The organism is Trinickia dabaoshanensis, assembly GCF_002879885.1.
In the GTDB taxonomy this organism is placed as follows: Bacteria; Pseudomonadota; Gammaproteobacteria; order Burkholderiales; family Burkholderiaceae; genus Trinickia; species Trinickia dabaoshanensis.
The window spans coordinates 45,294-65,567 of sequence record NZ_PNYA01000005.1; the positions used below are offsets into that span (position 1 = coordinate 45,294).

Genomic DNA, 20,274 nt, shown 5'->3' on the forward strand with positions numbered 1-20,274 from the left:
TGGCTACGCGAGCGGGCACTCTTATCGATTACTGAACAAAGAGCATGCCGTGCGGCGACACCATGCCCGACGCAATGGGCGTCATGTTACCGGTCTTTGCATCGTCCAGGAGTACCGTGCCTTGACCCGCGCTATACATCGACCCGCCGGCGAAACCGGATGCGGCCGTTATCTTGTAGATCAGACCCGCGCCCGTGTCGGTGACAAGCATCGACTGGCTCGAGGCCGGCGCCCAGCGAGTATCGTCGACCGGCCACGGGTTCGTGTACAAGGTGAGGAATAGCTCGCTTACGGATTGGGTTGGGGAACCGGGATTGCTCACGAATACGAGCTCGGAGTCGGCTTGGCTGTCGAGCACTAGATTGCCCGAAGGGTCGACCGCCATCGAGTCCGGGTCCTGCAGCCCTCCAGGATTGTTCGTCGAACCGTTCGGTACGAGCGGATCGCCCAGCGTCGCGTTGCCGGACGCGTCGACAGTGACACCTGCGGCGCTCGGGTTGATCACGTGCCCTCGGCGATTTGCTCGCCGCGAAGCGGCCATTGAGCAAGCGGAAATAGGACCTTGGCTGATCAAACTGGATGGCGACCGCGACCGGCGGCTCATGGCCGGTTGCTGCCCTGGGCGAACGGCCGGTGATCCAAAACGACGCGCCCCCTTGTCAACTAAGCGTCCGCTGCGTATTGTCGATTTCAGGAACCCGCTCTGCATGGGTGCAGTCACGTTGTCGATCAGGTGCCGAGCCTGACCTCTCAGAGTTGATGTGAAGCAAAGGGGCGCAATTATGGGATTTTCGTCTCGAACGTTTCTCGTCGCCGCTGACGATACCCTCTGGCGGCTGTCAACCAGCAAGTTCGACCGGATGCTTCGAGATCCGGCCAGTCACCGTTTGTCCGCTTTTGCGGGGCAACGGGCGCGAATGGCCAACGTGGTCGTTGAACTGGTGGCCAGCGAACCGGTGCGCGTCCTTAGAACCACCTATTCGGTTCTTGCTTTTGATGCCGACGGCCGACTCGACCCAGGCCGCTTCGAAAAGCAGCAATTTGCTCTCGCGGAATCGGTCGTTGCCCCCGTCATTGCTTCATCCTCCGATGAGAGCAACCAGCCTGTCGTCGTTGCGACGGCTCGATTCATCGCGCAAGGGGGCCACTGGATTCCGTCGCCCGCCGTGGCGCGCGCGATCGAAGAGGCCGCTTTGGGGCAACGACAGTACGCACGCCTGTAGGCAGCGGCGCAAAAGCGGTTCGGTGGCGTCGGCACCGCGGTTCAAAGCTCTTCGCTCGGATCCGCGATATCAAGCCTGAACTGCCATCCTTCCATGCTCATCAGCATTCGCCCAAGATCATTCCACGAGACCTCCTTGCCGTCGACCACCACGAGTGGCAAGTGTCCATCCTGCGATTCGTCCCATTCGATGCGTCCGCGCACCGTGCTGTCGATGATCTGGCGCTCAAGAAAATCAATGTGCCGGACCGATAGCGCACGGCGCATCTTTTCGACGAGGTGCCCAAGCAGGACGAGCACATCGGCGTCGGCCTCGCCGATCAGCTGGAACCGGTAGCCGGCGCGAAGTTCTCCACGAAGCTCAAAGGCATCCAGCGCGATCCGGTCGCCCAGGAGCCGGAGCTGGAAATGAAATCGATGGGATTCACCGCCGCAGTCGATCATGCGGATGGGATCGAGTCGGACATTCTCGAAATCGGTGAAACCAGTTGACTCGGCGATCCGGGCATTGAAGCACAGCGTGCAGAGCAACTGATAGCTGCCATCGCCGGAGCCGCAGTGGATGGTGTCCCAGGGCGCCGTCGGGTTGCCGCATTGTTCGCAACGCTCGTGTGCCATGTCGCGCTTACTTGTCACGGTTTTTCCTGCGATCGCACGGAGGATGGATTCCGGTTGCCGTCTTCGGCACTGTTCGTCACACATTGTCGGCGGCAGGCAGCCCCATGAGCTGGCAATGGCGTACGTGGAAGCTGGCGGAACGAATGCCGCTATTGTGACAGAGACTGCCCGTGTTGCGATCCCACGGTATGGGCGTGACGCCGGTCCTCTTCGGCATGCAGGTAGATGCCGGTGGTCTCGATCGAGGCGTGCCGTAGATTCTTTTGGATGAAGCGGATGTCGGTGCCGGCATCGGCCTGATGTGAGGCAGCGCTGTGCCTCAGCCAGTGCGTCGAGGCGCGACGCAGCGTGGCTGCGCCGACCGGATCGGTCGGTTCAAGCGTGTCGGCCGCCCGCCGAAACACCTCCTTCACGATCAGGTAGACCGCGGTCGGCGTCAGATGCCGCGTGGTGTCGCCGGCGATGCTCATCACCGCCGGCGTGGTTTCGTCCTTGCGCGGGGCGGGCGGCAGGCCGTGGAAGAGGCGGTATCGCGCGAATTCGGCCATCAGTGCGTCACTGACCGGTACCTCGCCTTCGACGTCACCCTTGCCGGTCACATGCAACCACCAACGGCCTCGTCGCTGGACGAAGTCGGCCGCCTTCGCGTGGGCGGCCTCGCTCACGCGCAGCGCGGTGAGGTACAGCAGACGCATCGCCCAGCGACTGCGCTCGTAATGCTGGCATTCCCGCGATGTGGTCCGTGGCCATGTCTCCATGGACCCGAGCACGTACTCCCACAACGTGTGATCGAGATAGCGTTCGACGCGTCGCGCCCGTGACGTTTTCCTCGTGTGTCCGCGACGCAGGGCAAGCGGATTGCCGGCGAGATAACCGGCGGACACCAGGTAATTGAGCAGACCCGAGAGGATGCCGAGCGCCTGGCGCTGACTCTGCGTGGAGAGCGGCTTGTCGAAGAGGCGCCGCGCCCCACCTCGGCGCGGCAAGGCCGGATCGGTCCAGTCCGCACTGGGTGCGGCCATGAACCGTTCATAGAGCAGGAAATCCTCGCGCGTGAGGCTCGAGAGCGGCTTGCCAAGCGCATGCGTGGCCCACACGAGCAGGCGCACGGCCTCCTTGCGATAGCTGCGCAGGGTGTGGGGCGAGCCCGCGTACTCCGCAAGCCACAGCCGCACGGCCTCGAGGTCCGTGTCGGCGGCGATCTGCCGGTGGCCGCCGCGCGCTCGGTTGGTGCCGTCACGGCCGTCGAGCGCCGCCGGAAGCGCGACGGGCAGAAGCGAATCAGGCGCTGGTGCGGGCAGGTTCATAGCGGGCGCGTTTTAGAAGGGCGACGCGGCAGCGTACACCAAAAGTTCTTACGATTATGCGTGTTATCGTAAATTTCTAGCGGTAACAGTTATAGATATAACGTAATACATAGATATACATATACAATTATCGACAAGACCCCGCCGCTCTGATCCACTTTCATGCTGAAAACCCGCCCATGAGCCGCATCAGTGACACCCGACTCCGCACCCGTGAAGCCGCCGCGCGCCTCGTCGCCAAGGGGCGGCTCCCGCACGAACTCACCGTCGACCTGATCTATGCTGAGATTCGCCAGGGCAGCCGTACGACGATCAACGACGAACTGAAGCTTTGGAAAGACGAACAGGCGCGCAACGACGCGCTCGCGGCGGCGCTGCCTGCGCCGGTCGCTGGCGCGATGCTTTCGCTTTGGGCGCTCGCCGTCGAGCACGGTGAGCAGGCATTCGCCGCACGCGGCGAGGAACTCGAGCGCGAGGCGGCCGACGCCACGGCGCGCGCTGAATCGCTGGCCACCGCCCACTCGGCGCTGGAGGCCCAGGCGCAGACGCTGCGTGCGCAGCTCGAGGAACGTGAGGCGCAACTCGCTGCGGTGAACGTCGAGCGCGCGCGGGCGCAAGCCGAGCGCGATGCGGCCGTCCAAGCGGCGCAGTCCGCCATTGTTGAACGCGACACCGTGCGCGTCCAGGGTGAGGAGGCGCTGCGCGCGGCGCAGGCGGCGCACACCCGCGAACTCGACGCAATACGAGCCGAGCGGGTTGCGCAGGAGGCCGCTTTGCGCGTGGAAATCGACACGGCTACGGGGCGGCTCGAAGGCGTCCAAAAGCGCGTCATGCTCCAAACCGAGGAGGCGCGCGACGCGCAGCGCCGCGCGGAAACCGCTCTTGCGAAGGTCCAGCAGCGCAATGAGCAACTGGTCGGCGACGTACAGCGGCTCACGGCCGATGCGGCCGAGCAACGGCGCCTCGCCGAGCGGCACGAGAAGCAGCTCGCGAGCGTCATGGAGGAAGCGCGTGATCTGCGGCGCGAGCGCGATTCGCTCGCCCAGGAGATCGCCCTCTTGCGCGGGCAACTCAGTGCGCGAGGTGCGCCTACGCCGGCGCGAACGACGAAACGCTCCCGTCAGGCCACCTGATGGAGTAGCTCGCCGCATGCGTCGACGAGCCGCCCGAGGCCCCGCGCTACAATCGTTCGGCCAGGAACGAACCTCTCGGGAACAACAACGATGAACGCCCCGCGCAGTCCGTGGAAGATCCGCTACTTTCTCGACACCGAGTTCACGTCTTTCGATGCCTGCCAGCTCGTGAGCGTGGCGATCGTCGGCGAGGATGGCCGTGAGTTTTACGCCGAGCGCTCCGACTTCGATCGTGCGCTGTGCAGCGATTTCGTTTGCGAGGTTGTGCTCCCGCAACTCGGCCAGTTTCCAGGGCGGGCGATGACGTTCGACCAGTTGAAAAGCGAGCTGCTGGCCTGGCTGCAAGCTGTACCGGTCAAGCCAAAACCGGTGCTCTGCTATGACTACGAAGGCGACTTCGTGCTGCTCGGCCAGTTACTCGGCGGCCCGCTGCCTCGAGGCTGGAAGGCCGAAAATGTCAATCCACGGCTCAACGCCGAACGCCTAGCGACATACTTCGCCGAACACGGAGGCGAACATCACGCGCTGCATGATGCACGGGCCAACGCCTGCGCCTTCATCTGAACGCAGCCGCCCAACAATCGATCCAGTTCCGACGGTATGAGCAACGTTCACGACACCGCTTACCCTGTTCTGCCTGCCGAGGTGAGCGATGACGAGCTACGCGCGGTCTATACGCCCAGCGCGGTTGAAATCCGCTTCGTTGGCGGCCTGTTTCGCCAGGCGCCGACGCGTGTTCTCATCCTCACGCAGTTGAAGCTCTTGCAACGGCTTGGATACATGCCGCTCGTATCCGACGTGCCGTCGGCGATCATCGAGCACGTCTGCACGGTGCTCGGCGCACGTCCATTGCCGCGCACGACGCTCACGCGTTACGACCGCTCGGGCAGCAAGTCGCGGCATCAGAAGATCTTGCGCGAGTACGCCCGCATCCTTCCCCTGGATGCCTCGACCCACGAGCGGCTCGTTTCCTGGGCTGCCAACGCTGCGCGCACCAAGGCCGAACTGCCCGACATCATCAACGTCCTCCTCGAGGAGCTCGTTCGCCATCGCTACGAGTTGCCGCCGCTCGCGACACTCTCGCGCATCGCGAGCCAGGCGCGCAGTCAGCTCAACGAGACCATCTATCTCGCGTTCACCGAGGCGCTGGACGAACCGTTGCGAGCACGACTCGACGAGCTTTTCCAAGCCCGAGCAGGCCGAACAGCCTGGGATGAACTGAAGCGCGAACCCAAACGCCCGGGACCGCGCGAGGTGGCAAGCTTTCTCAAGCACATCCAGGCGATGAGCGAATTGGCGGATGGATTGCCGCCGGCGCCGGATATCCTCTCCGTGCCGAAACGAATGCAGCTCGTCACGGAGGCGCGGGCACTCGACATCCACGAGATGCGTGCTCTCAAGCCCGCCAAACGATACACACTTGCCGTGTTGTTCGTCTTCTCGCAGTTGCAGAAGGCGCTCGACGACGTCGCCGAGATCTTCATCAAGACGGTGCGCAACCTGGAGAGCACGGCAAAGCTCCGGCTCGAGCAGTATCGACTGCGACACGCCGATCAGCTGCAATCGCTCGTTAGCCAGTTTCGCGATGTGCTTCACATCCTCCAAGACGACGAGTTGCCCGCGGCCGCGCGTATCGAGCGCATGCGCGTCGCACTCAACGACGACCCGGATTCGGTGTTGGTTCAGTGCAATGAGCATATCGCACAGGCCGGCAACCACACGTTCCCGTTCCTGCTCGCGCCATACCAAAAGCTCCGCTCGCTGCTGTTTCAATGCCTCGACATCCTGTCGGTGAAATCGAGTTCGCAGGACGACGCGCTGCTCAAAGCACTCGATTGGCTCAAGCAATTTCGCTCGTCTCGGCGGGAGTATCTGCTGCTCAGCGAGGCCGACCTTGCCCAGTTACGCCTCGACTGGATTCCGGAGAAGTGGGAGAAGTGCGTGTTTCCGGACGGGCGATCGTCTCGATTGCTGCACCGGAAGTACTTCGAACTGTGCGTGTTCAGCCAGCTCATGCGCGAGCTCAACTCCGGCGACGTCTACGTTGAGCACAGCGACCAGTTCGACGATCCCCGCGAACATCAGGTGTCGTGGGACGAGTTCCGCGACGAGCTGCCGCGCTACAGCGAACTTGTCGACTTCCCCGTCGACGGCAGCGCCTTCGTGCGGCAACTCAAGGACGAACTGAGCGCGCTGGCCGACGCGGTCGATGCGGCGTTTCCGGAAAACGATCACGTGGAGATCGGCGAGCAGGGGCTGATTCTCCACAAGCTCGAGAAGAAGCCAGATCCCCCGAATATGGAGCTGATCGACCAGGCCATTACGGCGTCGATGCGACCCGTCAGCATTCTCGACATCCTGACCGAGACCGAGCAGTGGCTCGACCTGCACAAGTTCTTCGGCCCGCTCTCGGGCTTCGAGGCCAAGGTCGACGAGCCGCGCAAGCGCTTCATCACGACGCTGTTCTGCTACGGTTGCAACCTGGGCCCGACGCAGACCGCACGCTCGGTGAAAAATCTCAGCCGCAAGCAGGTCGCCTGGCTCAATCTACGCCACGTCACCGAGGAGCGGCTTGACAAGGCGATCGTCAAGGTCATCAACGCCTTCAACCAATTCACGTTGCCGAAGTTTTGGGGCTCCGGCAGCCGCGTGTCGGCCGACGGCACGAAGTGGAACCTCTATGAGCAGAACCTGCTGTCCGAGTACCACATCCGGTACGGCGGCTATGGCGGGATCGGCTATTACCACGTCTCGGACAAGTACATCGCGCTGTTCAGCCACTTCATTCCCTGTGGCGTTCACGAAGCCGTATATATCCTCGACGGGCTCATCAAGAACACCTCCGACGTGCAGCCCGATACCGTCCACGGCGATACGCACGCGCAAAGCGCGCCGGTCTTCGCGCTCGCCCATTTGCTCGGTATCAACCTGATGCCGCGTATCCGCGACGTCAAGGATCTGGTTTTCTACAAGGCCGATCGGCGCCGGCGGTACAAGAACATCGAATCGTTGTTCCGCGCGAGCATCGACTGGGCGCTGATCGAGCGACACTTCGCGGACATGCTGCGCGTCGCCATCTCGATCAAGGCAGGCCGGATGACGCCATCGACGATTCTGCGCCGCCTCGGCTCCGAGAGCGTAAAGAATAAGTTGTATTTCGCATTTCGCGAGCTCGGGCGGGTCGTGCGGACCATGTTCCTGCTGCGCTACATCAACGAGCCGGATATGCGGCGCACGATCCACGCCGCGACGAACAAGAGCGAGCAGTTCAACGACTTCGCGAAATGGCTGATGTTCGGGGGAGATGTGATCGCCGAGAACCTGCGGCACGAGCAGCGAAAGGTCATCAAATACAACCAGCTCGTCGCAAACATGGTCATCCTGTACAACGTGCAGTGGATGTCCCGAAGGCTCAAGGAGTTGCAGGCCAAACGCCATCCAATCAACGCCGAGGTACTGCAAGCGCTGTCGCCGTACCGGCGGGAGCACATCAACCGGCTCGGCTCCTACTTGCTGGATCTCCAGCGGAAGGTGCCGCCGCTCGATCCGAGCATCGATTTCGCTTTTGAATCAGCGGCTTAATGCAGGTTTGGCGAAAGATTTACGAATCCCGGCCGACCCTCAACTTGGTTCTACCTAACGTATGAATCAACCCATAACGCGACGGCGACGTCGATCCGTAAGGTTTGACTGTTGGCAGACCACAGCTAGGGCAAATCGTCTTGAGCGTATAAACGTTTGGCTTGCATATCCGACACACTCGCAGCATCTCTGGTCCCCTATTTGCGGTTGTTTCGTTTTTTTTGATCGCCCAGGCCTACGTCGTCGCTCGCTATGCGCGAGGAATCGGTTTGGATGCCGAATCCGGGCCACCATTGATTCATGCCGAGTATCACGCTCCCCGATGACGAACGAATCTTATGCCGCAATCCGCCCCCTTGCCTAACATTATCGGAGGGAGCGCGCCGCCCACAAGGTCCAGTCTTGCAAACGCAAGGTTCTGATGTCCGCTTGGGTCCGCACTGAGGCGCTGGACTAGCCTGCTCAAAGCAGCCCGACCGGCCGCATCCGCGCGCGCTTCCTCAAGCCTCGTAATTCGTGCTTCTCGTGAGATGCTCCCAAGCGTCGAGATCGTGCCTCAGGTCCTCAAGCTTGGCGCGGACGAGATCGAGCGCATCGCCACCGATGACGAGATGCAGCGGCGGCCGATCCGATTCCAGCGCAGCGATGATGGCTCGGCTGCCGCGGACTGGATCGCCCTGCTGTTGTCCGTGCCCGGCGAGCACACTGTCGCGAGTCTTCCCAGCCGTGTCCGCATAATCCTTGATACGCATACCTGACTGCTTCATGGATGCACCCCGGAAATCGGTCCGGAATGCGCCCGGCTCGACAACCGTCACGCCGAGGCCTAGCGGACCGATCTCTTTCGCCAACGTTTCGGAAAGTCCTTCGACGGCAAACTTCGTCATGTGATAGAAGCCTACGCCCGGGAACGTCGTCAGGCCGCCAACCGAGCTGATGTTGACGATATGCCCTGCCCGGTGCTTACGCATGCCGGGCAAAGCCGCCTTGATCATGTTCCAGGTCCCATAGACATTCGTCTCGAACATCGCCCTGACGTCGCTCTCGTCGCCCTCTTCTATCGCGGCCAGGTACCCGTAGCCAGCGTTGTCGACGAGTACGTCGATGGAGCCGAATCGTTCATGAGCGGCGGCAACGGCGGCCTCTGCCTGCTGTTGGCTAGTCACGTCGAGGCTGACCGCCGCCACCGCGTCGCCATACTCGCAGACGAGGTCCTCAAGGGCTGCCGTATCGCGCGCGCTTGCCACGACGCGATACCCCGACTGGAGCGCGCTTCTGGCCAGTGCCCGTCCCAGCCCTTTCGAACATCCTGTGATCAACCACACCGCATTTTTCTTCAACATATTCGCTCCGTTCGTTCGCCCCGTTCGCCCCGTTCGCCATCCGCCATCGTCCATCAACCGGCATCTCATACCGCAGCGGCCTGCCGCAGCACCTTGACCGAATTTTAGGTACGCTTATTCGTTCAATCATCCCGAAGAGTTCGAATGAGTCATGCAATCTCATGGAATGATCGCGCGAGGAAACCTTGACGACCTGGCCGCCTTCGCGACGGTCGCGAGAACGCGGAGCTTCACGCGCGCGGCGGCCGAACTCGGGGTGTCGAATTCGATGTTGAGCTATACGATCAAGCGGCTCGAACAGCGGCTCGGCATCGTGTTACTCGGTCGAACAAGCCGCAGCGTCGCGCCGACGGAGGCAGGCGAAAAACTACTCTTGACGCTCGAGCCGGCGCTGCAGGCCATCGATGCAAGGTTGGGCGAATTGGGCCGGGCGCGCGATCAAATCTCCGGCACGCTGCGCATCACTGCGACCCGGCAGGCTTACGAGGCCGTTATCCGCCCCGTGCTCGACACGTTCTGCAAGGTGTATCCCGAGGCGGTCGTGGAGGTCGTCATCGATTACGGGTTTCGCAACATCGTGGCGGACGGCTTCGATGCCGGCATCCGGCTGGGCGAGAAAGTGCAGAAGGACATGGTCGCGCTACGCGTCGGGCCCACACTCCGAATGGCGGTTGTCGCATCGCCCGCTTATCTGGCGCGGTATCCGGCGCCGAGGACGCCGCAGGACCTGACCACGCACCGTTGCATCAACTATCGAATGGTTTCCGCGGACACGGTTTATGCCTGGGAATTCGAACGGGATGGCCAGCCGTTGAAAATCGCTGTTTCGGGGCCACTCACGTTCAACGAGCCGGACCTCATGCTTCACGCCGCGGCGGATGGGCTCGGGATCGCTTATGTTTTGGAACACGAGGCAAAAGACTGGCTTGCATCCGGCCGGCTGGTCAGTCTGCTGGACGACTGGATGGCTCCCTTTCCGGGCTTCTACCTCTATTACGCGTCTCGCAAGCAGGTTTCTCCGGTGCTGGCAGCACTTCTGACGCTGTTGCGAACGCGGCAACCTTCGCAAACTTAAGCCAGCACGGCCTCCAAGGGACGGCGGAGCGAAAATGGGAGCGTGGGCCCATAACCGAAGCGCAGCACGATATCAGGCCGTCGTCGGCCGGCATCGCCGATAAGGCCGCTCAGTTCATGACGAAAGTGTGCGACTTCGACGGGCTGATTAACGAAGGCGACTTTAATTCCGAGATTCGTCGCAGTCAGCGCGAAGCGCTGACAAGCTCGGCCCGCCCTGATCCAATGCATCTTGTCTTCCCGGTCGCCAATAAAGACGGCGATGCCCGCGGAAGAATCGACTTGGCGGGCATATTTCTCGTTCTCCGAGCGAGCGTTGAAGAACCGTTGAAACGCGATGCGGCCTAGGGCATTCGGTAGCACTGGATTCCCACTTGCAGCGGAGAACAATCCATCGCCCGACAGCATCGCGCTGCGTGGGTTGAATCGAATCCACTGCTCGAGTTCACGCATAAAGGCCCCATCCGCCATTTGGGCGCTGTTCGCGGCGACGATGAGGTCGCGGACTTTGTCGATTTGCGTTCGGCCGGAGAGCAGGATCAGGTGAACACCCGGCATGGCGGCCGCTTCTTCGAGGCGCACGATGTCAGCGACAGGAACCGGACGTCGATCATATTCGGCACGGGTCGATTGCCGCTCGGTAATCGCGGCATGGAGCGCGCTTGCCTTCATCGGTCCGCTTGCGAATGCGTAGCGTGCGCCGTGTCCGTCCGGCGCGATAAGAACCTCACCCGGCCACCCCATCGCAGCACCCGAGATGGCGAGGTTTTCCGCAGCACATCCGAGGCTGACGAACAAATGATGATCGTCCGGGTCGACGGCAGGCGTGCGCCGCGAGAAATCGGCGGCAATGTCGATGAGCCCAGGGCCGACGTGAAACCGCCAGGGCTGCGTATTGTGACTGTTGGGGGCAAGCGTCGCATAGCGGATCAAGTCACGGACATCGGGTGGCATGCCCGCGGCAGCGCGTAGACGCTTCGCACGAACATCGTAGGCGGCCATCGATCCCACGGACGACCGCCAGGCGGTCGTGCCGCCCGCCAGCACCAAGGCGCCACCCGCGCCGATCAAAAAAGTCCGCCTGTTCATCGCAACTATCCGTCCCTCGCCGCGGCCGCTGCATCAGTGTCGGCACTGGCCGATACGCTGCGCTGCGCTCGCCGATGCCCGCGGAAAGAGTGGCTGAAAACGGCCTTCGGTAGTTGACTTGCGTCAAGTACCGAACGGACACCCGGCACCGAAGTTAATCGTTGCCGCGATCCCCCGCGGCCACCTGCTTGGCGAACGCAAGGAGAAGCGCGCTGAGCCGAGCCGGCTGCTCCTGCTGAATCCAGTGACCGGCGCCGTCAATCAACTCGATATCGCTCATCCTCGTCGTCGCCTTCGTCCTCATGACATCGAGCGCGCCGGGCGACACATAGGTTGCCCAATCGCTTTTCCCGCCGATGAAAAGCGATGGCACATCGATCGTCCTCCCCGAAAACAGGCGCAATTCGGCATTCAGCACAGGATCCGTATAGACGCGATAAGTCTGCAAGCCGCCTTGAAATCCGGTTCGCCCATATTCCTCGACATACACGGCAAGTTCAGGGTCGGTGAGCCATTTGCAGGCCGTAACCTCGGCCGCAGAAGGTTGGAACGGAGCCACATTCTTGGGCATCGTCTTGCCGCGTTCCATGACGTAATAGTGAGGTATCTGCGCGAACTCTTTGGCCGTTCGCGCGTTCAATGGGCGCGGTCGATTGCCTGGCCAGTCCGCGCTCTTTACGTAGAAGAACGTGCGGAGAAACGCGTGCAAGCCTTGCGGGGGATACGATAAGTCGTGGTTCGCTTCGCGAGTGCTCAAGTATTGCTGATAGATCGCTCTGGGCGGATCGAGCGCGGCCAGTGCGGCAGCCAGCTTCTGATTGTCGATGTTCGGTTGAGCCGGCGGTGCGCCGCTTTCCGCGGTGTTGAATGGAAATGCCGGTGTACCGGGGAACGGCGCACTCATTAGCACGACCGAAGGAAAGACATCGGGCCGGACGACCGCACAATAAGCTGCGACGGGCGAGCCGAAATCGTGCCCAACGAGCAGAGCCGTCCTCTTATACCCCAAGGCCGAAACTAGCCCGAGTGCGTCGCGCGTCACGTTCAGGAGACTGAAGGGCGCGAGCGGCGCGTCATAGTCGTTCACCCAGCCTGTCGTGCGGCCGAAACCTCGCTGATCGGGAGCGACGACGTGGTAACCGGCATCGGCCAAAAGCGGCATCAAGTGACGCCAGCCATAGGCTAAATCCGGGAAGCCATGTAGCAGTAGCGCCAACGGGCGGTTGGGACGCTCGAATCCAGCCTCGAGGATATGCACATCGAGCCCGTTGACGCCGTTGATCATGCGCGAGCGTATCCCCTCGGGCAGCGTTCCCCTCCCATACGGTGATGTAGTCAAGTCAGTTCCTCCCTCGAGGTTTGCGCGTGCGGGTCGAAGCAAGGCCATAGCCAGGCCGGCCGCGCCCATCGTCAAGACGGCTCGCCGGGACGCCGACGGCTCGGTTTCGTTGCGCGGCATGGCTCACTCCGAAATATGGTGATCGCCATACTATGGTGATCACCATATGCGAGTCAAGCGCGACGTGATATGGTCGGGGTATGACACGGAAAACCGAAGCCCGCACGCGCGCGATCGAGACGGCCATGCGGCTGTTTCGCGTTCAAGGCTATACAGCGACTGGCTTGACCCAAATCCTCGAGGAAAGCGGTGCGCCGAAAGGATCGTTCTACTTCCACTTTCCGCGCGGCAAAGCGCAGCTCGCGGAAGAAGCCATCGATCAGTACGTCGCCAGCAGAATCGCTGTGCTACGACAAATATCGGCGGATACGACGGGGAACGCGCTGGATTTTGTCCACCGGCTCTTCGAGACATTCGCGGCCGAGATGGTCGACTCCAATTTCCAGTATGGATGCCTGATGCAGAACCTGGCGAACGAGCTGCCTGCGCTCAACGCGGAGCTCACCGAACGGGTCGCGCGCGGGTTCGTGGATTCGACCGAGGTCATTGCGGCGCATTTCAGGGACTGCGGGTTCTCTCCGACGAGCGCGTCCTCTACCGCAGCCGCCCTAGTGGCCGCCCTGGAAGGCGCGCGAACTATTGCCCGCCTAGAACGCACGCCGGCCATATTCCAAGCGCTGGCGACGGTCAGCAGTCAGACATTGGCGGCTTCGGAGTGCAATCCGAACGCGATCGCTGGAACGCGGCATGGACGGTCGAAGCAGGCGCATTGATAGCCGTGGATGGAATGTCAGAAAGCCGACACTCGATCATGTACACCGCTGGCTGCCAAGACAGATCCCGGCCGGCGAGAATGCCGGCCATATTGATAATTAGTTCGATCGGTGTTTGACGCGATACAAAGCAGAACTTCCCCATACAACCGCGGCAGCGATCGCGAAACTAAAAACGAGCATGACTACTACCACCGGATTGTCGTAGTTCTCGCCATCGAGCGGCTCGAACGGCTCGAACGGCTTCGCAGCCCAGCCTAATACCTGATGACCCACCGGACTCTTCGCCAACGTCCAAAACCAATCTAGCGACCCAAGCACCCAACCAATGGGAAATGTCAAAACAACCGTTGCAGCAAACCGGAGAAGAAAGCGCTTCATCGCACCTCCACCGTTCCATAAAAATCGATTGTAGTCGCGGGAATCTCCGCGAATGTGTGTCTTTCGGCCGCCCATTCATTCATTTCGCCAAGGCGCTCCTGTATGCATCGAGCGATGCTCGTGCTTGTGCGCGAATCGCATTCTGGACGAACGGAGTCCAGCCGAGCAACGCGCCTTTCGCGCCGAGAGCCTGCCGGGCCCAGCGCCACAAGTCGAACGAGTCCCGGTGCTCGGCGATCAACCCCTCCCGAAACGCGAACCGCGCTTGTACACGATTCACCACGACTCGTCCCGTACGCGTGAACACGTACGTCGCTGTCCAAGTCGCACGGCCGGACCGATCGTCGGCCTCAACGTCGGAGAAGGTGAGGGAAAAGTCCTGTGCTCGTTGCGTCAGCATGCGCCACATGTCGCGCGCGGCATCGCCTTTCAACTCGCCGAATGCAGGATCGGCAAAGCTGACATCGTCGGCATAGCACTGGGCCATCTGCTGCGCATCGAGTCGCTGAAACGCTTGATAGAAACGCGTCACGACGTCGGCATTCGGATGACGACTATTCATGGACAGCCTCCTCCTAGATTGTTATTGAAAACCACCCATTATCGACGCTACGGCAAGCCGATGGCTATCTTTAGCGACCTAGCGCATAGAGGTTTCATGCGGAGCTCCGCATCGGTTTCGTCTTCCTAGGTGCCTCGTCTATCACAAGAGGATATAATTCAGGCCTTCATCCGCCGCAAAGTGCGGAATTGGTCAACCTGTCGGCGCGCGCTGCTTTCAGCAAGAGCGTGGCGCTCGCCTGAGCCGCGCCGGCACGGCGCGTCGTCATCCATTGTCATGAGGCGGGCTTGCTCCCGCGTCGTGGTCGATCCTGTAACCCATCGTCTGCCAATCGGGATCGTCACCGCGTGTTGCGCACTTCGCCCCGCGCTCGTCCGCGCCGGGCCGGACACTCGCTCGACCGCTTCCTTTCACGAAACCGTTCACCCAGAGGAGACCGAATGAGCCGAATCGTCGTGGTATCCAACCGAGTTTCCGACCCGCACAAGCCCGCTGCCGGCGGGCTAGCCGTCGCCGTTAAAGAGAGTTTGCGCAAGACCGGGGGCATTTGGTTCGGATGGAGCGGGCGTATCACCGACGAACCCGCACGGGGCAGCGGCCAAGAGCGCGTCCGTGTCGAGACGAGCGGAAACATTCGCCTGGCCACCATGGATCTAAGCCGGCGCGAATACGAAATGTACTACGCGGGCTACTCGAACAACGTCCTGTGGCCCGTCTTTCACTACCGCCTCGATCTCGCGCAATTCGACAAGCGCCATGCGGCAGGCTATCGGCACGTCAACCAGTTGCTCGCGCAACAACTTCGTCCGTTACTCGAGCCCGACGACATCGTTTGGGTGCACGACTATCATCTGATTCCGCTAGCAGCCGAGCTTCGCGCCATGGGCTGCGAAAACCGGATTGGTTTCTTCTTGCATATCCCCGTTCCGCCGCCGCTCATACTAGCTGCCATCCCGGAACACGAGTGGTTGATGCGTTCGCTGTTTTCGTACGACCTCGTCGGCGTTCAAAGCCAGGCGGACTTGACTCACCTCGAACGGTATATGGCAACCGAAGCGAAAGCCGAAATCGTCCGCGACGGCGTGTTGCGGGCCTTCGGCCGCACTTTGCAGATCGGCGCCTTCCCCATCGGCATCGACGTGAACGAGTTCGCATCGCTCGCCAAAGGCACGGAGAGCATGGACATGCTTGAAACAATGCGCGAGGAATACTCGCGTCGGCAACTGCTCGTGGGCGTGGACCGTCTAGACTACTCGAAGGGTCTACCGCAACGTTTGCTGGGATTTAGAGAATTGCTCGAGCGTTACCCCGAAAACCGCAGCCGCGCCACGTTGATTCAGATCGCCGCGCCGAGCCGAGAAGATGTCGATGCCTATGGCGAATTGCGTCAACAAATGGACTCGATCTGCGGCGCGTTGAACAGCGATTACGGCGAACTCGATTGGATGCCGGTGCGCTACATTCGCCGCAACGTAGCCCGGAAGCGTTTGCCGGGGCTGTATCGGGCGTGCCGAGTGGCGCTCGTCACGCCGCTGCGCGACGGCATGAATCTCGTCGCCAAAGAATTCCTCGCCGCGCAAGATCCGGCCGACCCCGGGGTGCTGGTGCTGTCGCGATTTGCGGGTGCGGCGGAGCAACTCACCGAGGCGCTGCACGTCAATCCGTACGATACGGAAGGAATTGCGCACGCGACCCAAAGCGCACTGACGATGCCGCTGGAGGAACGCGTCAAACGACACGAAGCGCTGATGACCCGCATCCGGCGCTATGACGTGCATTGGTGGCGCAACGCATTTCTCGATGCGTTGGAGCAGGCCGTCGTTGCTTGAGGGCGTCGTCTAGGCGCCCACGGCCACCACCGGCGAAGCCCGTAGACGCGCTATGTCGCGCGCCGGCGGCTCGCCAAAAAGGCGGCGATATTCGCGGCTGAACTGCGAAGCACTCTCGTAGCCTACGCGGAAGGCCGCGGTGGCAATGTCGATGTCCTCGACCAGCATCAGGCTGCGCGCGTCCTGCAAACGCAGTTGCTTTTGAAATTGAAGCGGCGTCATCGCCGTTACGGCCCGAAAGTGTTCATGCAGGCTCGACGCACTCATCCCTACTTCCGCCGCAAGCCCTGCGATGCTGAAGCGCTCCCGGAAGTGCTGCCCGATCCAGGCGATGGCGCGGCCCACCTGGGCCACCCTGCCCTGGCTCGAGGTGATGTACCGCATCCTAGCGCCGTCCGGCCCCGCAAGCAGGCGATAGAGTATTTCCTGCTCGGCAAGCGGCCCGAGCACGGGCAGCGCAGCAGGATCGTCGAGCAAACGCAGCAGGCGTAGCGCCGCGTCGAGCAACCCTGAGCCGGCATCGGACACGGTCTTGCCCGTAGGCTGGAACGGTGTCCCAGGAGGCACCGGCACGCGCAACGCCAACTCCGCCAGCATGACCGGATCGAAATCGAGAAATAGGCAGAGATAGGGGCTCGCAGGCGTCGCCTCGATCACCCGTCCCGTCGCCGGCAGATCGTAAGTCACGATCCCATAGCGGCCCGGTGTGTATCTGAACACATGCTCGCCGAGCGCGACCTCCTTTTTCCCCTGCGCGACAAGGCACAGTTGTGGCCGATAAACATGCGGCATCGGCACGGTCACCGTGGAGGATCGAGCAAGCGTCAACCTTTCCATGCCGGTGGCGTGAAAGCCATCCTTGGAGATGTGGCGGGCGATTATCGAGGCGATTTCGGTCAGTGTTTCCATGAGACGACTATGGCACGTACGCGTAAGCGCGGCAACGCGAAGCAAAGCCTTGGAGGATTGGGCATTAATCGCGGCGCATCAGGCTAACGGTTCGGCTTCACCGCGCATCATGATCGCAGCATCGCCCGGGTCACCGCAAACCCGGCAGCAAACCACGTAAGGAGCGTACATGACGATCGACAATCCGAAGACCCCCACGGTCGCATTGGGGACCTGGGCTTGGGGCGACAGCGGTAAGGCGGGCGATGGCTACTTCGGAAGCGCCTTGACTCGGGTTGGCCTGGAAGAAGTTGTGGAAAGGGCGCATGCGGCGGGCTTCACCCTCTGGGACACCGCTATGGTGTACGGCATGGGCCGGTCAGAAACAGTCCTCGGAGACGTGCTGAAGCGCTACCCCCGCGGCGACTACCAGCTTTCGACGAAATTTACCCCGCAAGCCGCGGGGAGTGGAGCTGATCCGGTGGCGGACATGCTGGAGCAAAGTCTCGCGCGCCTCGGCACCGGCTACGTCGACCTTTACTGGATTCACAATCCCGCCGACGTGCAGCGGTGGACTCCACATCTGATTGCGCTGCTTGAGAGCGGAAAGGTCAAACACGTCGGCGTCTCGAACCACAATCTACGCGAAATCGAACTCGCCAACAGGATCCTCGGCGAAGCGGGCTTCCGCGTTGAAGCCGTCCAGAACCACTACAGCCTCCTATACCGTAGTTCTGAAAACGCAGGAATCCTGGACTACTGCCGCGATCAGGGCATCCCGTTCTTCGCTTATATGGTGCTTGAACAAGGTGCCCTGACCGGGAAATACAGCCTAGAGAATCCACTGCCGGAAGGCAGCAACCGAGCGCAGACTTACAACGGCATGCTCTCCCGGCTAAAACCCTTGACGGACAAGCTCGACGCGATCGGCCACAAGCACGGCGCACAAGCGGCAGATGTCGCGATAGCTTGGGCCATCGCTAAAGGCGCGACGCCGATCGTCGGCGTCACCCAGCCTCGCCATATCGATGGCTTGACCCGAGCCGGCACCATCATGCTTTCCCGCGACGACATGGCTGAATTGGAAGCGCTCGCTGACGGTGCCGACGTGAACACGCGCGGCTGGTGGGAAAAAGAAATGTGAGTGCCCGGCGATGACCCGCACCCGCTCAAGCTTCAGCTTGAGTCGACGCGAGCGCTGCTGCCGCGGCTTGCGCATCATGCGCCACGAGCGGACGATCCGGGCGCAGGAACAGCCAAAGCAGTGTTCCTGTATTTCGACTCAAGATCTACCCCTGTTGTTCAACGCGTGACGTTGCGCGCGGGCGATGGCCGCTTCTATACTGGCATCAGCGACGCCGAATCGGCGCTCGTGGGTCTAGCCGCCGAACACGTACGCCGAGCAATGATGGATACCGCCGCAATACCGAGCACGCATCCCCCACGCACTGAGCCAGGTAAGCGGCTCACGAGCCACTCGTGGAGCCTCGAGTTGTTACCTCGGCATGCCTACGAAGTAGCCTATACGCCGGGAGAGGCGGTCATCGGCTTTGCTTTCGAAAGCCAGTCGGGTGCGCATGCGTTTTCAAGCGATCGCGTCACGCCGTTTTTCTCCAAACCGAACAGTCTGGCCTATGTTCCGTCGGGATGCGCCGTGTTCTCGTCGTCCCGGGAAGGCGGCGAATACCTGCGCGTGACGACAACCGGCAAACATCTCGCGGAGATGTTACCTCAGCGGCAGTTCAACGACTTTATCGATCCCATTGCGATCGGTGCGGCGCAGATCATCCGTACTCAGTTGCTGATCGGCGAGCCCGCGAGGTTGATGTTGGACGAACACGTCATCGCCCTATGCGAGCGGGTTGAACACGTCCTGACTGGTCGAGCGGTCGAACCGAAGGTAGGCCGCTCGATGACATCCGCGCGACTGCGGCGAATCGATGAAATCATCGAGTCGTCCATCGATGAAGAGATCACGATCGAATTGCTGGCCAATGCGGTGGGTTTGTCCGAGGCATTTTTTATTCGCTCGTTCAAGGCAGCGACGGGAAAGAGTCCCCACAGCTATTTGATCGATCGGAGGCTGGCCAAGGCACGGACGTTACTGGAAACGTCTAAGTTCGACTTGCGAGAGATCGCGCTCGCCGTTGGGTTCTCGTCGCACGCACATATGACGGCCGCGTTTCGCGCTCGGCTAGGGGTAACGCCGAGCCGGTTACGGCAGCGCTAACCGATCAACGCTGAAACACCGCTGGATTCGGGCTCGAGCCAATGAATTCGCACGACAGGCGTTCCTTGCCACGCCCAAGGCTCTTTCTATGCACTCGTATCTGGCCGACCGGTGCGGTCGAAGCGATATGTGTGCCGCCGCAGGCAATGACGCGGCCTTCGCACTCCCAGTACCGAGCGTCCATGTAATCCGGGTGCGGATACACTTTGACTTCGCTGCCACGGGCGACATAGGCGTTGGCGATCCGTGCGATCTCTTCTACTTCGTCCAAAGCAAAGCGATTTTCCACAGCGAAGTCGAACCGTGCGGCGTTGACTTTGATGTGACACCCGATCGTGCCGGCAACGGCATCGGGACGAATATCTGCGACCGCGAGGTAGAGCAGATGCGAGCCCGTGTGGCTCAGCGATAACTGCGCGCGCCTCAGTCGATCGATCCGTACGCTAACTTCGGCTCCGATGTTCACGTCGCGTAGCAATGCCAGGTCGTCCTCGTGTATCACGTGCTCGATAATGCCGTCGACTTGGATGTCGGGAAATGCCGGTATGTGGATCGGGTTCCCGTACATTTTTCTGACGTCGACGAAGCGGATCTCCCGGCCGTCGTCGAGAACGATCACCCCATGATCGGCTTCTTGTCCGCCGCCTTCCGGGTAAGCAACCGTTGCATCGAGCTCGACGTTATTAGCGTTGATCCTTGTAACTTTCGCCGCGCACTCGCTCGCATCGGGGTTCTCGTAATACAACTTACGCGTTTTTCGACTGAGTGAAAACATAAGGTTGAATGTGCAGAAGCAGAGAATCGATTTGCGGTAAATGGCAGGCATCGCCTGCCATGCGGTGCG

General features: G+C 61.4%; 20 protein-coding genes. 9 read left to right on the forward strand and 11 right to left on the reverse strand.

The annotated features are described in order from the left end of the window. Nucleotides 1-28: 28 nt before the first annotated feature. Nucleotides 29-505, reverse strand: a complete 477-nt coding sequence (locus C0Z18_RS06805) for an NHL repeat-containing protein (protein ID WP_146013958.1) — start codon at nucleotides 503-505, stop codon at nucleotides 29-31. Between the two features lie 277 nt (nucleotides 506-782). Here C0Z18_RS06805 and C0Z18_RS06810 point away from each other — a divergent pair, with 277 nt between their 5' ends. Continuing rightward, on the forward strand, nucleotides 783-1,223 hold the full coding sequence (locus C0Z18_RS06810) for a hypothetical protein (RefSeq protein ID WP_233217212.1): 441 nt from the start codon (nucleotides 783-785) through the stop codon (nucleotides 1,221-1,223). A 41-nt stretch (nucleotides 1,224-1,264) separates the two neighbouring features. Here the strand turns inward: C0Z18_RS06810 and C0Z18_RS06815 are convergent, their stop codons facing one another. Further along, nucleotides 1,265-1,840, reverse strand: coding sequence for a DUF7713 domain-containing protein (locus C0Z18_RS06815; protein WP_102644639.1), 576 nt, complete (start codon nucleotides 1,838-1,840; stop codon nucleotides 1,265-1,267). 149 nt (nucleotides 1,841-1,989) lie between these two features. Beyond that, the gene (locus C0Z18_RS06820; protein WP_102644640.1) at nucleotides 1,990-3,147 is read right to left on the reverse strand and encodes a tyrosine-type recombinase/integrase; all 1,158 of its coding nucleotides are present in this window, start codon (nucleotides 3,145-3,147) and stop codon (nucleotides 1,990-1,992) included. Nucleotides 3,148-3,326: 179 nt separating this feature from the next. On the opposite strand from C0Z18_RS06820, the gene C0Z18_RS06825 reads away from it, so the two are divergent. The 3 genes from C0Z18_RS06825 to C0Z18_RS06835 all read left to right on the forward strand — a co-directional run bounded on the left by C0Z18_RS06825 (nucleotide 3,327) and on the right by C0Z18_RS06835 (nucleotide 7,862). Continuing rightward, nucleotides 3,327-4,280: a DNA-binding protein gene (locus C0Z18_RS06825; protein ID WP_102644641.1), complete on the forward strand. Its 954-nt coding sequence runs from the start codon at nucleotides 3,327-3,329 to the stop codon at nucleotides 4,278-4,280. A gap of 90 nt (nucleotides 4,281-4,370) precedes the next feature. Then, on the forward strand, nucleotides 4,371-4,844 hold the full coding sequence (locus C0Z18_RS06830) for a 3'-5' exonuclease family protein (protein WP_102644642.1): 474 nt from the start codon (nucleotides 4,371-4,373) through the stop codon (nucleotides 4,842-4,844). Between the two features lie 36 nt (nucleotides 4,845-4,880). Next, nucleotides 4,881-7,862, forward strand: a complete 2,982-nt coding sequence (locus C0Z18_RS06835) for a Tn3 family transposase (protein ID WP_102644643.1) — start codon at nucleotides 4,881-4,883, stop codon at nucleotides 7,860-7,862. Nucleotides 7,863-7,881: 19 nt separating this feature from the next. Here the strand turns inward: C0Z18_RS06835 and C0Z18_RS33885 are convergent, their stop codons facing one another. Beyond that, on the reverse strand, nucleotides 7,882-8,049 hold the full coding sequence (locus tag C0Z18_RS33885) for a nucleolar RNA-binding Nop10p family protein (RefSeq protein WP_146013959.1): 168 nt from the start codon (nucleotides 8,047-8,049) through the stop codon (nucleotides 7,882-7,884). 313 nt (nucleotides 8,050-8,362) lie between these two features. After that, on the reverse strand, nucleotides 8,363-9,205 hold the full coding sequence (locus C0Z18_RS06840; protein WP_102644644.1) for an oxidoreductase: 843 nt from the start codon (nucleotides 9,203-9,205) through the stop codon (nucleotides 8,363-8,365). A gap of 166 nt (nucleotides 9,206-9,371) precedes the next feature. Between C0Z18_RS06840 and C0Z18_RS06845 the strand changes: the two genes are divergently transcribed. Continuing rightward, the gene (locus C0Z18_RS06845; RefSeq protein ID WP_102644645.1) at nucleotides 9,372-10,280 is read left to right on the forward strand and encodes a LysR family transcriptional regulator; all 909 of its coding nucleotides are present in this window, start codon (nucleotides 9,372-9,374) and stop codon (nucleotides 10,278-10,280) included. On the opposite strand, the gene C0Z18_RS06850 is transcribed toward C0Z18_RS06845, so the two are convergent. Both C0Z18_RS06850 and C0Z18_RS06855 read right to left on the reverse strand, forming a co-directional pair. Next, a complete protein-coding gene (locus C0Z18_RS06850) occupies nucleotides 10,277-11,281 on the reverse strand; it encodes an Acg family FMN-binding oxidoreductase (RefSeq protein ID WP_233217213.1) in 1,005 nt (334 codons plus the stop codon). The genes C0Z18_RS06845 and C0Z18_RS06850 overlap by 4 nt on opposite strands. A 241-nt stretch (nucleotides 11,282-11,522) precedes the next feature. Further along, a complete protein-coding gene (locus C0Z18_RS06855) occupies nucleotides 11,523-12,653 on the reverse strand; it encodes an alpha/beta fold hydrolase (RefSeq protein WP_102644647.1) in 1,131 nt (376 codons plus the stop codon). A gap of 299 nt (nucleotides 12,654-12,952) precedes the next feature. Here C0Z18_RS06855 and C0Z18_RS06860 point away from each other — a divergent pair, with 299 nt between their 5' ends. Next, on the forward strand, nucleotides 12,953-13,540 hold the full coding sequence (locus C0Z18_RS06860) for a TetR/AcrR family transcriptional regulator (protein ID WP_408646973.1): 588 nt from the start codon (nucleotides 12,953-12,955) through the stop codon (nucleotides 13,538-13,540). A gap of 99 nt (nucleotides 13,541-13,639) precedes the next feature. On the opposite strand, the gene C0Z18_RS06865 is transcribed toward C0Z18_RS06860, so the two are convergent. Continuing rightward, nucleotides 13,640-13,921 carry a hypothetical protein gene (locus C0Z18_RS06865; protein ID WP_102644649.1) on the reverse strand — a complete coding sequence of 94 codons (282 nt, stop codon included), beginning with the start codon at nucleotides 13,919-13,921 and terminating at the stop codon, nucleotides 13,640-13,642. Between the two features lie 79 nt (nucleotides 13,922-14,000). Next, nucleotides 14,001-14,483, reverse strand: a complete 483-nt coding sequence (locus C0Z18_RS06870; RefSeq protein WP_102644650.1) for a nuclear transport factor 2 family protein — start codon at nucleotides 14,481-14,483, stop codon at nucleotides 14,001-14,003. Between the two features lie 440 nt (nucleotides 14,484-14,923). Between C0Z18_RS06870 and otsA the strand changes: the two genes are divergently transcribed. Further along, nucleotides 14,924-16,312, forward strand: coding sequence for an alpha,alpha-trehalose-phosphate synthase (UDP-forming) (gene otsA, locus C0Z18_RS06875; protein WP_102644651.1), 1,389 nt, complete (start codon nucleotides 14,924-14,926; stop codon nucleotides 16,310-16,312). Between the two features lie 9 nt (nucleotides 16,313-16,321). Here the strand turns inward: otsA and C0Z18_RS06880 are convergent, their stop codons facing one another. Beyond that, nucleotides 16,322-17,221, reverse strand: coding sequence for an AraC family transcriptional regulator (locus tag C0Z18_RS06880; RefSeq protein WP_102644652.1), 900 nt, complete (start codon nucleotides 17,219-17,221; stop codon nucleotides 16,322-16,324). A 169-nt stretch (nucleotides 17,222-17,390) separates the two neighbouring features. Between C0Z18_RS06880 and C0Z18_RS06885 the strand changes: the two genes are divergently transcribed. After that, nucleotides 17,391-18,344 carry an aldo/keto reductase gene (locus tag C0Z18_RS06885; protein ID WP_102644653.1) on the forward strand — a complete coding sequence of 318 codons (954 nt, stop codon included), beginning with the start codon at nucleotides 17,391-17,393 and terminating at the stop codon, nucleotides 18,342-18,344. Continuing rightward, entirely contained in the window at nucleotides 18,345-19,430 is a 1,086-nt protein-coding gene (locus C0Z18_RS06890) for a helix-turn-helix domain-containing protein (RefSeq protein WP_199189404.1), read from the forward strand. It begins immediately after the preceding gene. 4 nt (nucleotides 19,431-19,434) lie between these two features. Here the strand turns inward: C0Z18_RS06890 and C0Z18_RS06895 are convergent, their stop codons facing one another. Beyond that, on the reverse strand, nucleotides 19,435-20,256 hold the full coding sequence (locus tag C0Z18_RS06895; RefSeq protein WP_233217214.1) for an alanine--tRNA ligase-related protein: 822 nt from the start codon (nucleotides 20,254-20,256) through the stop codon (nucleotides 19,435-19,437). Between the last annotated feature and the right edge of the window lie 18 nt (nucleotides 20,257-20,274).

Bases quoted from the DNA above. Each gene is read 5' to 3' on its own strand.
- C0Z18_RS06810 (WP_233217212.1), top strand. From the start codon at position 783: ATGGGATTTTCGTCTCGAACGTTTCTCGTCGCCGCTGACGATACCCTC.
- C0Z18_RS06815 (WP_102644639.1), bottom strand. From the start codon at position 1,840: ATGGCACACGAGCGTTGCGAACAATGCGGCAACCCGACGGCGCCCTGG.
- C0Z18_RS06820 (WP_102644640.1), bottom strand. From the start codon at position 3,147: ATGAACCTGCCCGCACCAGCGCCTGATTCGCTTCTGCCCGTCGCGCTT.
- C0Z18_RS06825 (WP_102644641.1), top strand. From the start codon at position 3,327: ATGAGCCGCATCAGTGACACCCGACTCCGCACCCGTGAAGCCGCCGCG.
- C0Z18_RS06830 (WP_102644642.1), top strand. From the start codon at position 4,371: ATGAACGCCCCGCGCAGTCCGTGGAAGATCCGCTACTTTCTCGACACC.
- C0Z18_RS06835 (WP_102644643.1), top strand. From the start codon at position 4,881: ATGAGCAACGTTCACGACACCGCTTACCCTGTTCTGCCTGCCGAGGTG.
- C0Z18_RS33885 (WP_146013959.1), bottom strand. From the start codon at position 8,049: ATGCTGCGAGTGTGTCGGATATGCAAGCCAAACGTTTATACGCTCAAG.
- C0Z18_RS06840 (WP_102644644.1), bottom strand. From the start codon at position 9,205: ATGTTGAAGAAAAATGCGGTGTGGTTGATCACAGGATGTTCGAAAGGG.
- C0Z18_RS06845 (WP_102644645.1), top strand. From the start codon at position 9,372: ATGATCGCGCGAGGAAACCTTGACGACCTGGCCGCCTTCGCGACGGTC.
- C0Z18_RS06850 (WP_233217213.1), bottom strand. From the start codon at position 11,281: ATGGCCGCCTACGATGTTCGTGCGAAGCGTCTACGCGCTGCCGCGGGC.
- C0Z18_RS06855 (WP_102644647.1), bottom strand. From the start codon at position 12,653: ATGATCAACGGCGTCAACGGGCTCGATGTGCATATCCTCGAGGCTGGA.
- C0Z18_RS06860 (WP_408646973.1), top strand. From the start codon at position 12,953: ATGCGGCTGTTTCGCGTTCAAGGCTATACAGCGACTGGCTTGACCCAA.
- C0Z18_RS06865 (WP_102644649.1), bottom strand. From the start codon at position 13,921: ATGAAGCGCTTTCTTCTCCGGTTTGCTGCAACGGTTGTTTTGACATTT.
- C0Z18_RS06870 (WP_102644650.1), bottom strand. From the start codon at position 14,483: ATGAATAGTCGTCATCCGAATGCCGACGTCGTGACGCGTTTCTATCAA.
- otsA (WP_102644651.1), top strand. From the start codon at position 14,924: ATGAGCCGAATCGTCGTGGTATCCAACCGAGTTTCCGACCCGCACAAG.
- C0Z18_RS06880 (WP_102644652.1), bottom strand. From the start codon at position 17,221: ATGGAAACACTGACCGAAATCGCCTCGATAATCGCCCGCCACATCTCC.
- C0Z18_RS06885 (WP_102644653.1), top strand. From the start codon at position 17,391: ATGACGATCGACAATCCGAAGACCCCCACGGTCGCATTGGGGACCTGG.
- C0Z18_RS06895 (WP_233217214.1), bottom strand. From the start codon at position 20,256: ATGCCTGCCATTTACCGCAAATCGATTCTCTGCTTCTGCACATTCAAC.